This window comes from Pseudomonas sp. Pmew2 (assembly GCF_058129885.1).
Genome location: NZ_JBYJZP010000004.1, coordinates 60,309 through 74,573, shown reverse-complemented (window position 1 = coordinate 74,573; position 14,265 = coordinate 60,309). Strand labels below are relative to the sequence as shown.

Annotated in this window: 13 protein-coding genes and 1 other annotated feature; of the genes, 2 read left to right on the top strand and 11 right to left on the bottom strand. The window is 59.1% G+C overall.

Annotated features, from left to right (window positions below):
- Both AC4ANK_RS29885 and AC4ANK_RS29880 read right to left on the bottom strand, forming a co-directional pair.
- Complete coding sequence (locus tag AC4ANK_RS29885; protein WP_460385296.1) at positions 1-3,057, bottom strand: ATP-binding protein; 3,057 nt, start codon at positions 3,055-3,057, stop codon at positions 1-3.
- Entirely contained in the window at positions 3,032-3,613 is a 582-nt protein-coding gene (locus tag AC4ANK_RS29880; protein WP_460385295.1) for a conjugal transfer protein TraT, read from the bottom strand. Before AC4ANK_RS29880 ends, AC4ANK_RS29885 begins: the two co-directional genes overlap by 26 nt.
- Positions 3,614-3,875: 262 nt before the next feature.
- Between AC4ANK_RS29880 and relB the strand changes: the two genes are divergently transcribed.
- Positions 3,876-4,067, top strand: coding sequence for a type II toxin-antitoxin system RelB family antitoxin (gene relB / locus AC4ANK_RS29875; RefSeq protein WP_004666885.1), 192 nt, complete (start codon positions 3,876-3,878; stop codon positions 4,065-4,067).
- A complete protein-coding gene (locus AC4ANK_RS29870) occupies positions 4,057-4,326 on the top strand; it encodes a type II toxin-antitoxin system RelE/ParE family toxin (RefSeq protein ID WP_460385294.1) in 270 nt (89 codons plus the stop codon). Before relB ends, AC4ANK_RS29870 begins: the two co-directional genes overlap by 11 nt.
- Positions 4,327-4,369: 43 nt before the next feature.
- Here AC4ANK_RS29870 and AC4ANK_RS29865 read toward each other — a convergent pair whose 3' ends face one another.
- The 9 genes from AC4ANK_RS29865 to AC4ANK_RS29825 all read right to left on the bottom strand — a co-directional run bounded on the left by AC4ANK_RS29865 (position 4,370) and on the right by AC4ANK_RS29825 (position 14,221).
- Positions 4,370-4,765, bottom strand: a complete 396-nt coding sequence (locus AC4ANK_RS29865) for a DUF6750 family protein (protein WP_005740383.1) — start codon at positions 4,763-4,765, stop codon at positions 4,370-4,372.
- A gap of 75 nt (positions 4,766-4,840) precedes the next feature.
- Positions 4,841-5,383: a conjugal transfer protein TraQ gene (traQ, locus tag AC4ANK_RS29860; RefSeq protein ID WP_460385293.1), complete on the bottom strand. Its 543-nt coding sequence runs from the start codon at positions 5,381-5,383 to the stop codon at positions 4,841-4,843.
- An 8-nt stretch (positions 5,384-5,391) separates the two neighbouring features.
- Positions 5,392-6,102, bottom strand: a complete 711-nt coding sequence (gene traP / locus AC4ANK_RS29855) for a conjugal transfer protein TraP (protein ID WP_057446771.1) — start codon at positions 6,100-6,102, stop codon at positions 5,392-5,394.
- The gene (traO, locus tag AC4ANK_RS29850; RefSeq protein WP_460385292.1) at positions 6,099-7,457 is read right to left on the bottom strand and encodes a conjugal transfer protein TraO; all 1,359 of its coding nucleotides are present in this window, start codon (positions 7,455-7,457) and stop codon (positions 6,099-6,101) included. Before traO ends, traP begins: the two co-directional genes overlap by 4 nt.
- 5 nt (positions 7,458-7,462) lie before the next feature.
- A complete protein-coding gene (locus tag AC4ANK_RS29845) occupies positions 7,463-8,521 on the bottom strand; it encodes a DotH/IcmK family type IV secretion protein (RefSeq protein ID WP_460385291.1) in 1,059 nt (352 codons plus the stop codon).
- A 56-nt stretch (positions 8,522-8,577) separates the two neighbouring features.
- Positions 8,578-9,285: a DotI/IcmL family type IV secretion protein gene (locus tag AC4ANK_RS29840; RefSeq protein WP_460385290.1), complete on the bottom strand. Its 708-nt coding sequence runs from the start codon at positions 9,283-9,285 to the stop codon at positions 8,578-8,580.
- Positions 9,282-9,635, bottom strand: a complete 354-nt coding sequence (locus AC4ANK_RS29835) for a conjugal transfer protein (protein ID WP_005622158.1) — start codon at positions 9,633-9,635, stop codon at positions 9,282-9,284. The genes AC4ANK_RS29840 and AC4ANK_RS29835 overlap by 4 nt, the downstream gene beginning before the upstream one ends.
- A gap of 25 nt (positions 9,636-9,660) precedes the next feature.
- Positions 9,661-13,002 (bottom strand): LPD7 domain-containing protein, encoded by a 3,342-nt coding sequence (locus AC4ANK_RS29830; protein WP_460385289.1) that lies wholly within the window; start codon positions 13,000-13,002, stop codon positions 9,661-9,663.
- Positions 12,999-14,221, bottom strand: a protein-coding gene (locus AC4ANK_RS29825) for an IS3-like element IS51 family transposase (RefSeq protein ID WP_095178853.1) whose coding sequence is annotated in 2 segments (ribosomal slippage) — positions 12,999-13,936 and positions 13,936-14,221 — 1,224 coding nt in all. Because the reading frame shifts where the segments join, the coding sequence is not laid out codon by codon here. Before AC4ANK_RS29825 ends, AC4ANK_RS29830 begins: the two co-directional genes overlap by 4 nt.
- Positions 13,827-13,943, bottom strand: a sequence feature (AL1L pseudoknot). It overlaps the preceding gene by 117 nt.
- Positions 14,222-14,265 lie beyond the last annotated feature (44 nt).

The following is a 14,265-nucleotide window of genomic DNA, read 5'->3' as shown; positions in this document are numbered from 1 at the left end:
CTATAGGTTGTAGCCGCGCCGTTTGATCAACTCGTTGGCCAGCGTGCGAATCACATTGTTTGAATCCGCTTCACCGGCTTGTTTCTGGCGCAGCTCGATGAGTTTTTCAGCCGTGCCCTGGGGAAAGGCTTCGGCCAGGATGGCGCGAGCCGTGGAACCGCCGACCGCTTCATACAACAACCTGCGCAGGGCGCTGTCGGTCGGTGAAGAGCCCAACGCCCATAGCTCCAGGGGCCCCATGGCGTTTTTCAGAATGCGCGCCAGGGTGCCGCCGCCCTTGATTCGGAACACGCCCAAAAACGGTACGCCGCTGCCATCCGCTGCTGGACCTGAGCCCAAACGCTGAAAGCGCTGCAGAGTGACCTTGGGCACTTTGATGGTGTCGGTCAGAAGCTTCTCGTCCTTGGGGTCCACCTCCATCATGTACAACGAGTTGGCCGAATTCAGAATGGCGTCGGGAAAGTCGCTCACGTACTGCGAGGACAACACCGTGCGTATGCCGAATTTGCGTTGCTCACGGTCCTGGGTTTCCAGCATGGGAAAGATGAAGGGCACCTGTTTGGCATTGTGCAGCTCGTCGTAGATCTTGGTTTTGACCTCCTGATCCAGCTGCTCCAAGCGGTCGAGATGCATGGGGTGGTAAAGCGTGGGCACCGCCTCCAACAGCTCATCCCGGTATTGCGGCAACACAAAATCGCCCCCCGCCACCTGGCCCGCAAACAGGAACATGATTCCGGTTTTCAGGTGGCCAGCATTGGTGGTGTTATCACCCATGACATTGTTCAGATCGATCGCGATCACTCGCGTGCGTGGACTGATCAAGAACTGCGTACGCCCGGCCAGCATCTTGAATTCTCTACAGGCGTCAGTCATGCAGCGGTGCAAGTACTCCAGCAACAGCTCCTGACTGCCATCGCGTTGCACCCGACCATAGGCGCTCTGTACGTCTTCATGGTTCAGGAAGGTGGTCATGTCGGCCAGTTCCGGCACCGCTTCGAACTGGGCCAGCTGCGCTTCCTTAACAAAGCCTGCTTCAAACAACAGATCGCGTACTTCATACCAGGTACTGCTATCCCACCACTGGGCCGGATAGCGCTCGATCAACCCGCTTTTATCCAAGGCAGTGTCCACTTCGGGGACGACCCCGCGCCCCCAGCGTCTGGGGCTTTTTTCGGCATTGGCGGTATAGGCCATGCTGATGACGCGGTCCAGTATTTGCCGGGTATCGCGTTCGTTTGGCGGATTGCCGGTAGAGGGATCAATGCACATGGCCGTGAGCATGCTGATGATCCAGTTACGCTCGGGGGCGATCGGAAACCGCGCGCCCAGCTGGATATCGAACAGGTTCCGGCAATGCTTGGGGCTGTTCTGCAGCACAATGCCCACGACCTCGTCCTTACGATCCGGCGGCAGACTGTCGCGCAGCAAGGCGACTTGACCTTGCATCGAGAAACCTTTGTCCACCCCCGCCATGAACGGTAATCGCTGCTGGGCGCTGGACACCGTGACATTGCCCAGCTTGTTCAGCAGCACCGACTTGCCCTGGCCGGAAGAGCCGGTGACCACACTGGTGAGCTTGTTCTGCTTGGGGGTGGCCAGACCGACCGGATAGAGCTTGCCATCGAGCGTAGCGAACAAGGCGTTGCCGTCCTCCTCCCAAGCCGAGGCAGGGCGGGTCAGCGGCAACAGGTTCAGCGCCTCTGAAAGCGGCGGATACAACAGGTTCGGGCCACTGCCTTTGCTGGAAGCCACCAGCGTCGAGGCCCATGCGCGTACCGGGTTGCCGAAGGTTTGCGTCACCTCGCACACCCCCCAGGCCTGAAAGGCCTGGGTCAGCAGCGTCAGATGGCGCGTCACTGCGGCCTGGCTGTCTCCCCAGGTCGATGCCATGATCGTCATGACACACACCGGCTCCTGCTGCTCGACTTTCGTCAACGTTTCGATGGAGTTCCAAATGGGGCGAAGCGGCGGCACAAACGCCATGAAGTCCAACGTGCCTTTTTTCATGCCCAGCGACTTCATGCCTCCAGGCATCAGGTCCATGCGTACGCGCCAAGGCACGCCGCGAGGGACCAGCGCTTTGAGCTTGGCAAAGGTCTGCGGCGTCTGCGGCCCCAGGACGACAGACAAGGTCCCATGCCACATCCCATTGACGCAGAGCTTGTTGCCGTTGGTTTCCATGTCCTGGTTCATCAGCTGAAACTTCAGCTGCGGGGCCAGAAACGGTGTGTGATCGTCGCCGTTACGTACACCGTGCGGGGTGATCGGATCATCAGGGAGCAGCGGGTACCAATGCTCACTGGTACCGAGCCGGTCCACTTGAGAGCGCAGCGCCTGGCCCACTGCATGGGCATCGAGCAGTTCCAGCAGCACACCCTGGCCGTCATCTTTAAAGGCAGCTTCCACAGCGCTCATGAAGGCGTCGTGGCGAATTTTCAGGCCGGCCATTTCAGCCAGGACCGGATTTTGTCCATACCGTGCATCCGGGCTTTGCCCGATCAATTGCTTGATACGGCGATTTTCGTCGATCAGTTCATGCGCCGAGAGCGTCTTGCGCCCGGTGTAACACACCAGGTAGCAGCGTTCGCGCGAAACCCAGGGGGCCAGCTTTTCAACGTTTTCGTCCAGGATCGGCGTCAAGTCGATGCCGGTCCGTTTGACAGAAGCGTACTGAGGGGCCAGCAGGCGTTCGACGTCCTCGCGGCCTCGATCAGGGTCATCATCGAACACCAGGCTGATTTTGTGTCCATGTCGGCGATAGTGAGCTGTCAGCGCATGCATCATGCGCTCCAAGCGGCCGGCCCAGGAATAAGGGGCCTCCAGGGGTGCCGCTTCGTCGGTGTCACAAAAACTGCCGGCAACGGCATACACCGAGCAGTAATCGCCATCGTCGTTGACCAGTACATACGGGGCATTGAGGGCTGGGTGGCGAGTGCGATCGTCGTCCGTCAGACGCAGTACCGTGTTCAAGTCGCAATAGTCGGGCAGATCGCGTGATACGGCAAACCGGGAGGTTTCAGTGATCAGGTCTTCAACCCAACGGATCAGGCTCGGCATAAAAGTCACTCCGGGTATAGGTGTCCCAGCTGCGGGAGGAAAGTGCCCCCGCGACCGTTTTGCCGGTGGGCAGTAATAGCGACAGATCCTCGAACATGTCCGCCGGCAGGATCAGGGCACAGCCTTCCAGGCGGTTTCGAAGGGTCGAGCGCTTGTGAGGAGGAAGACGCTGAAAGGCCATGGCGAATTCGCCGGCACGTGTTGTGCCCCAGGCTTGTTCCACCTCACGGCCATGTCGAGCCAGCCAGAGCAGAACCCTTTTGCCTTGGGCACGTTGCGTGCGGGTACCGCCGAGAATGGCAATCAGCGCACGGCGCTGCAGGTGATGCACATCCGTCATGGCCATACCGGGCAGGTAGGCCAGCACGCCGTGAGCCGCCGTAGGGCTGTCCAGGTGCCCGGCCAGGTAGCACAGGGTGCAAACCGCATGGGAGGCGGTAAACCCTGATCGGGCCCCCTGCCACAGCTTTTGAGTCCACAGTCCGCAGCAAGCGCACTGCTCGCCATGCATAGCCGCCGGTACCGGCGTTTCGGGATCACCGCTGACATCGAGCATCAGGGGGGGCAGTGAAGGTTGATAACGGTTAGGTTGAAACACTGTATTCAAGGGGGGAGCTGATAGATCGACATCCATAGGTTCGCCTTCTGGATTATGTTCAGAATTAGGAAAAGTCGTGGTTATTTGGCATGAACGGCTAGCCGCCGCAGGTTTGCGTCAGGAGTACAGCGGTTGATCCGTAATGGTGCACGTGGTCCGGGCCAAACGACAGAAAGACCCGGAAGGTTTAAGCTGTTGGGTATCTAAATAGGAGGTCTCTATGAGCACCCAACTTTCCCCCATCGTTTCCGAGTTCGAAACACAGGAACAAGCAGACAGCTACGACCGCTGGTTTCGCGCCAAGGTCCAAGCATCACTCGATGACCCACGTCCCAACATCCCCCACGATCAGGTGATGTCTGAAATGCGTGCACTCATCGAGTCCAAGAAGAATAAGCATAATGCTGGTTGAGTGGCGGCCCGAAGCACGGGCCGAACTCTGGAGCATTTTGAACTACATCACTGATCAAAGTCCGATGGCAGCCGAGAGGCTGAACCAGACTATTGAGGCGTCCACAACGGCCCTTCCACAACACCCTTATCTGTACCGATTAGGGCAAGTTTATGGTACTCGGGAAATGGTCGTACACCCCAATTACGTAGTGGTTTACCGGGCGACTGATCGAATTGAAATCGTCAACGTCCTCCACGCCCGTCAGCAATACCCTTGAACCGTAGCCCTGCGATGACCGAAGTCACCGCAGGAGGGTTGGCTTAGCCCACATCCACGGGTGCCAGGCCGACCTGCGCTTGTGAGCGCTTGATGATTTCAGGCACAACCACCAGGCATACCCCGAACAGGATGGACGCGACGATCGCGCCGATTTTGATCTGCGGGTTGTCTTTCTTGTTCTTGGCCGCGACCAGCCCACCGATCACAAAGATCACACCGACAAACTGAGCAATGGTCAGTGCAGATTTCTTAAGCGACGTGGCGCCTACCGCTGCCGAATCACCCATCCCGGCAATGTCGGCACCGGCAGCACCGGCAAAAGCCAGCACTGGGTTGGCAGCCATAGCTGCCGTCAGGCACTTCAATGCGCGTTGACGCAGACCGTCTTTGAAAACAGAAAGGCGAACAGCAGCGCACAGCATTACGTCTTTGGACATAACCAACTCCTAGGGATTAATCAGTAGTTTTTAACAATCGAAGATGCGCCGAGGCGCTTTGGCATCCCGATCTGCTTACAGCAGGCCGAGAGATTTTTGCAGGGCGCTAAGCAGGTACGGACTGCATACGCAGAAAACGCCCAGGACAAACTTGAGGGTACCGCTTGAAACGTCCTGACTGGCCGATAGGCCCGTATGCCCGTCCTTGAACGAGCGTTTCCAGGACAACATGCCTTGCAGCGCGAACCAGACGCCCAGCATGCGCACCAGACTTAACACGGCATTGGCCGCATCGGCTGCGACACCAAAGGTGCCCACGTCCACGTAGCTGATGGCATCGAAAGTCGCGCCCTGCCAACCAAACTGGCGAGCGGCAGCACCGATCATTTGATCGAGGCCAGCCAGGCCACCACAGAGCAACAACACCGCGATGACCTTGCCGCCACCTTCCGCATGGCCAGGCGCTTTGCGTGCGGTACTGGCGTGAGTCGCGAGGTAGCTCACAGCGCCAGTGACCGCAAACAAGCTGCCCAGCGTGAAGGCAAAGTTGACGAAGAAAGTCAGCAGGTTGTGGGACAGATTGACCAACATTTGAATCGCGTCAGTACTGCCGTCCATGATTTACCTCATTTGATTGTGCCCGCGCTGGTCAGCACTTCGCGGGCCTGGGGATTGATGCCGGTGACGGTCACCTGGCCCAGCTTCTCGCCGGGACTGACGGCCCAGGTCTTGTCCTGCCAGTACACCCAGGCCATGCCGTTCTGAATGGCTTGCACGCGCATGCCATTCAACGGCGAACGTGTTTTAGCGACTGGCTTGCTGGCCTGCTGTGTCGTGGTCGTCGCGCCGGGTCGCCCTTCAAGGAAGGACACACGTGCTGACAAGACGCTGTTTTGCGCTTGTGCCTCGGCCAGTTGCTGTTGCAGCGCCTGTTGTGCAACCCCCTGAGTCTTGATCGTTTCGGACAAGCGCTGGATCGCGGTGCGATTCACCTCTGCGTAGGTACGTACCCCGCCGATCATGGCCGCAACCTCGTTCTTGAACTGGCCCAAATCAGACTCGGCAGCGGCTGCAACAGGGTGGGTACTCGACTGTTCAGCGGGCAAAGGCTGCTGTTCTAAGTCATTTTCAAAGGCCAGGCGATTGACTGACGGGTTTTCTTCGCGGGCAAACAAGTACCAGCCAACCAGTGCCAATAACAGGGCGATGCCGATCAGCCAGGGCAGTGAAAGCCCCATGATGATCGGGCGTTGCCACACGCTACGACTGGGAGCCTGGGTGGGAGCCGGCATTTCAATAGTCGATGCCTTGGGCTCTGCTGGACTGAACTCGCTCATTGTTGACTCTCCTGCAGCTTGCGCTGCGCCTGGATTCGCGTCTGGGTCTGCGCACGCCATTGATCAGGCGTCAGCGGTTGGGCTGGGGACTGCGGTTGTGCCGACATGACGGCCTGAGCGGGAGCCGCAGGTTGCACCGTTTCACCGCTTCGCCCTGGGGCAACGGCATCACCTGCGTATACGCCTCGCATGAACTGAATCACGACCACCTGCCCCTTGAACACATTGACCTGGGTGGCCGGGGTGCGAGCAGCATCATCCGTCAGCACTTTGGCCGCCTGGCCGGCGGCACCGCCCAGAATGGTACCGGCGACCGCCGTTCCATCCGGCATGCCTGGTCGAGCGGTCTGGGTGGAAAAGCCATTGCTGAGGACCTGAGTATTGGCTTGTGAGTACATGTCGCTGATATTGCCAATGCCGCCCAGTACCGCTGGCAACACAATGCGTGACATGTAGCGGTGGTTCACTTCAGAAGCCACGTTGGCCAACAGGGTGTCGTCCTGAAGCGCATAGGCATCGACTTTGTAATTGACGCCCTTGAAGGCCATTTCAGTGAAGTGGATCACCACACCATCACCGGCCAACCTGGCGCCCTCGGGTGCCTTGAGCACAGCACCGGCATACGGCCCGGACAGCTTGCCCAGCACCGGCGTGGTGCTGTTGTCCGAGTCCACACCGATATCGATCACGCCAGCCCCGCGCCAGTAGGGCGGCACCACTTCGACAGGTGAATAGGGTTCTGCGGTGCTTTTCATGGAAGCGGTTTTCAGCTTGGCACCTCCCGGCAGGGTTTCACTCCAGCTGTCATAGCCTCCAGCAGAACCCGTGGTCGTATCGCCTGAGCCATTCAAAGCGTTAGTTCCCCCTAAAACATGGGCGAAGACCAGTCCGGACTGCCGCTCTTCGGCTTTTTTTTCAGGATTGATCCGTTCGAGCAATGCCTTCAAACGCGGGTCTTCCTTCTTTTCGGAGTCTTTTGAGTTCTCGTCCTGACGAGTACGGCTACGCCGGGCGGTAGGCTCTGACTGAGGGGCAGGCTTGGGCTTAGACACAGGCAGCATCACGCTCGTCTGCTCCATGGGCATACTGGCAATGAAGCTGCTGTTTTCGTTTTTAGCCGTGCTGGCCCCTTCCTCGTTGTATTGCTTGAGCAGATCGCGATAGGCAGGGCTTTCCGTGCTGTGGCTGCGCGAAGCTTGTGCTACTCGACCCAGGTCTACCTTCGATTGCGCCGGCTCAGGCCTGGCCAGCCAGTCCCAAAGGTAATAGGCACCGCCAAAAACGACCACCAATGCGCCTCCAACCAGCGCTGCGGTGAGTTTCATGTCGCGTTTGGCATCGTTTTCGTTTGCCATGATGCTTACTCCAAGGCGACGTTGAGGGCCGCTGTGTGGCCCATGACCGAGAACGACACATAGGGCGTCACGGGTAATTTCCAGAGATGCGTACCGTCTGCCGACGACAACGTGGATTCGAACTCGTCCCGGATATCAGCCCGCGTGCGGATGTACAGGTCGTCACCCATTTGCCACACCGTGGTGTCTGGCACGTTGCCGGTGGTTTTGAGCTGTTTGGCCTCCTTGGGTGGAACGCCGTCGAGAAACCCCTGCAGCACCCGATCGTGCAAGCCGATACGAACCTCGGCAGCGGCACCTGGCTGAGCCCCTGGCCCACGCCTAGGCACACGCAAGTCCAGGCGAGCGTCCACTGTCCACGTCTGGGCCTTGGTATCCGACTCCCCGCTGCTGACGTTGAGCATGATCGGCACGGCCAAACCTTCCAGGTAAACCGTGACATTCCCGCTGGCAAACGGCTTTTCGGCGTACAAGACCATGACCGGGCTATTGGGCACGTAATACGGCGTGATATCGGGGTTGCCACTGATGGGCGCGGCGCCCAGTTTCCACGGCGCGCCGGTACTGTCGATAAAGGTCAAGGAAGTGGGATAGTTCACCGCCGTGCGCACCAGCGGCAAACTGGCCCCCGGCGACAGATTCACCGTTTGTGCGCTGATTCTCGGCACGATGGCGACCTGCTGTGCGGCCATGGCCTTGTCAACCTCTCCAACCTGCCCGCGCAGTTGCCGAATCTCTTGGGGAGTCAGCGGAGAAACGCTGTCCTGAGCCTTTTGAAAAAGCTCGGATGGCGGCGCAGGGAGCGGATCATTTCCAGACGGTTGCTGAGCGGGTGCTGCATTCACATGGCCATTACCTTGTGCCGGCGATCCGGCTTTCTGTGCTGCTGGGTTTACACCCACGCCCGTAGCCCAGCCCGAAGGTGCAGCCCCCGCAGCAGGTGTAACAGGGGCAGAGGGGGGAACCGCAGATTTAGCCGGAGCGGCCTCTGGGCTGACAGTTTCATCCGCCCAGGCGTAGCCGCTTGCCGCTAGCCATAGGGCCAGCGCAATTGAAGTTTTCATAGGAGGTTCCTGTCTAGCGGAGCCGATTAAACGCGCACCAAATGCACCAGTGCGTATCAGTTAGCGTTGGTAGTAATCACTTGCGTGACTTCCAATCCGGCGTTTTTCACGCGAACGTCCGTCTGCTGAATGCGCAGCGTAAAAATGAAGCGCTGAGGCGGACTGCCGGATTGCTGACCATCCAGCTTCAAAGTCACGGGGTACTGGTACTCCCAGGCAAACTTGTCCCCGATCTTCCCGCTACCGTGAATCACCCCTGGACCAACATCCACCCAGAGGTTCATGCGCTGGTCCTTGACCGCTTTGAGCACGTTCGAGGCCACCAAGGCTTTGTAATAGTCCTCAAAGCCCACTTCCGAGTAGCGCTCACCCAGTTGGGTCATCTGATCGCGGTAATGCACGAAGTCCAGAGTGAAGCTCTGGCGAATGGTGTCGGCCCCAAAAGCCGACACGTCACGCCTGCTATGCCCTGGTTTGTCCGTAGGAATGATCTTGGTCACGCGACCACCCTCGGCCGCGAAGTACTTCACCGGAGGATGGGCGACCTGCCAGCCCAGGTAGCCATTCACGCTGACCGATAGAACCAGTGCAGGTGCCATCCAGAGCACTGCGGTCAGACAGCGATGGGCGAAAGCCGCACCTAACGCACGGTCACGTTGCAACTGCATGGCATGCTCGAATGTGTGCTGATCTTCCGCCGTGGGGAGGTGGGGATTTTCCAGAGACTCTTCCACGGGCAGCAACTTCTCTGATGAGTCAGTCACAATGAACCTCCTACCGACTGCCAAGGGTCCGAGCCGCTGGGGATGTGGCTGTTGATCTTGTCCACCGCCGCCTGGCATACCTGATCGGCCACCTGGTTCATCAGGTCTTCCAGGCTTGGAAACGAGGGAAGGCTGATGCTGGTGGTGCGAATGCGCGACAAGCAATCCTGGAGTTCGTCTGAGACGGTGCGCTCGCGCTCTGCCCACACGTCCGACGCCTTCTTGGCCCGCTCATACGCAGTCTGACTGCCCACACTGGCCGCTTGTCCTGAGCGGCACACTGCTGCGTTTCCCACAACGGGCAGGCAGCACACAACCATCAGCAGTGCACCGCACATGCTTTTCTTCATGATGAGTTCCTTTGCTGTTTGCGTTTTACACCGGACGTGGATCGCTCGGCTGTACTGACGGTGCCGCTGTGGGAGCTGACTTTGGGAGGGTGTTTTCCTCTTTCCAGCGCTGATCGAAGCCCAATAGGGCGTGCAAGGTCGGGGGCACCTCGCCAGGCGCGTCAAGCTTGCCAATGCGCACAGCGCTGTCGCCTTCGAGCTTGAAGGCAATGTGCTCTCTCGAAACCGGCTCGCCACCAGAGCGGTTGATGCCATTGCCCGTGCCGATCGGCAGCAGGCCCTCGGGGGTAATGGCGTTAAACACCATCGAAGGCCCATCGTCACGGCCTGGCAAACTCACCAATACATGCTGCATCTGATCCCCCTGACGCACCACACCTTGCAGGTAGGGACCATCGCCGCGCACCAGGTACATGTCCAGATGGCCATCCTGTGACCAACTGCTGATGACGGGTTGTCCCGCTGTGTTGTTGGGGTCGATCGGCGGCCGAGGGGCTGACAGCTCGTCACCCGTTTTTGCGCTGCCTTCACCGTTTGGGGTCAACCAATACAGGCCATCCGTGGGTGGCGTGGGCAAGGGAATCTCCACGCCCAACTGCGCAAGCCAGGCTTGTTGCACCACGGCGAAACGCCCGGCGTCATAGGCGCCGAGTTTGACGCCCTCATCCTGGCCAGAACGTACTGCGGGGTTACCCTCTACCTTAAGGGCCCATTGGTTGCGATGGACGTCTTTATCGTCGTAACCCACGGTGACGCCCTGCTCGTTTTTGCGGGGCACCTTGACGGTAACCGGAAAATTGCCCAGCCACTGCAACGTCACCATCTTGCCTGGCTGCACACGGGTTTGGCGCAGCAGCCCCGCCAGTTCCTTGCCCCAAAAAGTCTGAACACCGTTCTTGGTACGCAGTGTGATGAAGGTGCTCTCGGGCTTGTCTGGCTCAAAACGAAACGGCTTCTGGCCACATTTGAGGATCTTGCCTGTCACGCCATCCTTGGCCGCCTGGAAAGGCTGATGGATGGCGGGCGACACCTGCTGATTCGCTGACGTTGCAGGCTGATCCGATGCTGGAGCTGCCGAGGGCGGATTGATGACCGGTGCGTCGGGCTGTGCCGGTGGTGCAGGTTTAACCAGTGGCCGCTGCAGACCCTCAACGTCCAGCGGCTGATAAGCAGTACTTGCCGACGCGGGCGCAGACGAATGCCCCGGCGCGGCTTGTTTAGGTTGCGGTGCAACGCCCGCTTGCGGGGCCTGTGCCTGTGGGGCAGGTTGAGCCGGCCGCCGTTGCAGACCCTCAACCTCCAGAGGCTGGTAAGCGGTACTCGCCGGCGCGGGCGCAGACGAATGCACCGGTGCCGGCGCGGCTTGTTGAGGTTGCGGTGCCGAGGGCTTCGCCTGTGACGGCTGTGGACCACCATACGGCGGTGGGGTATCACCATGAATGGCATCAAGCGTTACAGGTGGCTGCTTCAACGCGTTACGGGCATCGTCCAGCAACATTTGCTGCGCAGGGTTCTTCATCTCCACATTGATCTGGTGCTGAGCAATCAGCTCGATGGCTTTTGCCTTGAATTCGTCACTGCCGGTCAGTTCGATGCGCCCCCGGTAGAACTGTGCTGCCGTGAGCAACGCAGCTATTACCTTCTCATCTTCCTGACCTGCGCCTTGGACCATCTCCAGGCGCGACCCACGGTCAACGAAAGCAGGCTCGGCATCGAGCTTGTAGAGCACCGAATTGTCACCTTGAACCTCGCGGCTGATGCGGGCCAACAGAGCGTCTTTGTCGATGTTGCTGGCTTGCAGTTGTGGCTCGTCGGCACCTATCGGAGCCCCTACGAAGATAGCATCCGGTACAACCGCCGGGCCGGTCTTGCGTGCTGTGGTGAAACGACGCGGCAGGGCCCCTGACACCGGAACCTCCACGTCTGAAAGGCTTTCATTGTCTTCGTTTTGAGCAGGCCCTGCCGGTGCGATTATCGGTTGATCCTCAGCGACGGGGGAAGTGTCAGGATCAGGCTCTACTGACGCCTGTTGTTTAGCAGGAGGCGCAGCTGGTTGAGCTGTCTCGTTTGACTGCTCTGGCTCGGCCTCCGCCGAGGTCGGCTGGATGAGTTCAGGCGCGTCAGACGGCGTGTTGCGGTCTGTCGCCACAGACATTGTCGCTTTGGGCTGTTCGTCAACGATCGCGGAAGCGTTAGGATCGGCCTCTACCGACGCCAGTTGCTCAGCAGGTGACAACGCCAAAGGTGGCTGGGTGGATACCTGCGCATCATCAATGCCAACCGGTGCTTCAGTGACCTGGGCAGTTTCGGGCGACTGGCTTTCAACAGATGATGCTTCATATCCAACCGGTTGAGCACTACGGGTCTGCGGCGTTGCGGATTGATCCGGGACCTGTATTGAAGCTGCGGGCGCTGCATCCAGTTCCAGCGTTTCTTGCGCGGGGGTGGCTGCCGTTTGCTCAGTATTGTCCGGGGACTGAGTGTTCGAATCTGTCGGCATGGTAGTTACCTCTTCATACTGTCGAATCAGGGGAGCGGTCTGTTCGCGCACCGCGTCCAGTCCTCGTGATTGGTGAAGGTCGTTGAAGTCCGTGAAACCAAGGGCAATTTCGGCGTCGTTGAACGCTGGATACAGAACATGGCCCCCAACCGCTATGGCCGCCTCATTGGCCATGATCAACCCCTTATTCACCTTCTTGGCATGATCAAAATCCGCCATGAACACATGCCGATTGTATGGATACTGCTGACGCAGCACCTTGGCCACCGCCACCATGTTGCCTGCGTCAATGGTCATCACCACTGGCAGACCGGTGGCCAGGTTCAGGCTGCGCGCCGTGGCATAACCTTCGGCATACAGAATGGGGTTGACCGGATCGAGCGGGCCGCCCACCACCAGGAAATGCTCTTGTTTGGGAGCATCCTTGAAGAGGAACTTCTCACCCTCGGGTGGGATGTACTGCAGCGTTTTGAACGTTCCCGAGGCATTAAAAAACGGCACCACCAGGGCACCGTTTCGTGTTTGACGAATGTCGGGCGTCGGGGGTATTCCCTTCCGCACCAGGTAGGGGTGCGCAGGGTCTGCGGCGGGCAGCCGGTCGTAAAGTCTCTTGGCAGCCAACGTCTGCTTGGCGTAGGTAACAGCGCGATCACGAGCAGCGTCTTCCTGGGCTTGCTTGGCCCCGGCCCGAATGTGCAGGCGGGTGATCGGATCAGACTCACCGCCAGTCGCCGCCCAGTTGGTCACATCCTTGGCCGAATCGGCACGGTGGTAGTTGATGAACCAGCCTGCAGGGCGACGATCCAGAAAGCCACAATAGACACTGAACCGCCCCGGGTTTCTCGGAGACCCTTTTGTTTGAGTCATGCCACCTGGGCAGACTCGGTGAGTTGCTGATAATAGATTGCTTCTGCTTCGACCGGTGGAATATGACCGATTGGCTCCAGCAGGCGGCGGTGATTGAACCAGTCCACCCATTTCAGGGTTTCCAGCTCCACCGCCCCCCGTGTGGGCCAAGAGCGTCGATGAATCACTTCAGCCTTGTAAAGACCATTGATGGTCTCAGCCAAAGCATTGTCGTAAGAGTCACCGACACTCCCGACCGATGGCTCAATACCGGCTTCGACAAGACGCTCGGTATAGCGAATGGACACGTACTGCACGCCACGGTCACTGTGGTGAATGAGTCCACCCTGCTTGACTGGGCGACGGGCGTAAAGGGCTTGCTCCAGTGCATCGAGTACAAAATCGGTACGCGCTGAACTGGACACCTTCCAACCGACGATGAATCGGGCAAAGACATCAATGATGAAGGCCACGTAAACAAAACCCTGCCAGGTACTGACGTAGGTAAAGTCCGATACCCATAGGGCGTTCGGGCACTCAGCCACAAACTGACGGTTGACATGATCCTGCGGGCACGGCCTGGCTTGGTCGCTGACCGTCGTCTTGACGGGCTTGCCGCGTACCACGCCTTGCAGGCCCAGCTCTCCCATCAGACGTTGCACCGTACAGCGGGCGACTTGCAGTCCGTCACGCAGCAATTGTCGCCAGACCTTGCGCACGCCATATACCTGGAAGTGCTCATCCCAGACTCGCTGGATGTGCTCACCCAGTTCCTGGTCACGCTGCGCACGCGCTGACTGCTGGCTGGGGTCAGCCTGCTGAGCAGCGTACCGGTAGTACGTCGACGGGGCGATTGGCAACACCTTGCAAATCGGCTCGACCCCGTAAGACTGGCGGTTTTCATCAATAAACGTCTTCATCGTTTGAATGGGCGGTCGAGCTCCGCCTGGGCAAAATAGGCTGAGGCCTTACGCAAGATCTCGTTAGCTTGACGCAACTGACGGTTCTCACGCTCCAAGAGCTTGACTCGCTCACGTTCGACTGTGCTCAGCCCATCACGCTGGCCGCTGTTGCGCTCAGATTGGCGAACCCACAGCCGTAATGTCTCGGGCGTGCAGCCGATCTTGGGGGCAATGGCACTGATGGTGGCCCACTGCGACTCGTACTCAGGAAGGTGTTCGAAAACCATCCTGATGGCCCGCTCACGGACCTCTGGGGAATACTTCGGTAGTTTTTTCATCGCTCCATCCTCTCAAAGGTTGGAGTCTCCGAGAAACCCGGGGC